The 217-nt window shown below is 57.6% G+C and carries 1 protein-coding gene; it reads right to left on the reverse strand.

Features of this window, described 5'->3' with window-relative positions; translation table 11 throughout:
* Window positions 1-23 precede the first annotated feature (23 nt).
* Window positions 24-217: DUF6124 family protein (locus AC0ZWN_RS28965; RefSeq protein ID WP_476337731.1), on the reverse strand; the 194-nt coding region annotated here is incomplete at its 5' end.

The following is a 217-nucleotide window of genomic DNA, read 5'->3' on the forward strand; positions in this document are numbered from 1 at the left end:
GAGAGGGTTAGGGTGAGGGGCTTTTAGCTGTGTGCCGGGGATTTTGGGATTTCGTGATTATCCAGCACACGATTCACCGCCAGTTCAGCGAGCATGATGATCTGCTGAATCGCCAGAATCGTCCGTCTTTGCGGCAGGTCGATGTACGCGGCGATGTCGCTGGTCATGAGGCTGGCCTGTGCCAGTGATTCGCAGGCGTGGACCAGCAGGCTTTCGC

This window comes from Pseudomonas sp. 3B-A001-10F, assembly GCF_056313565.1.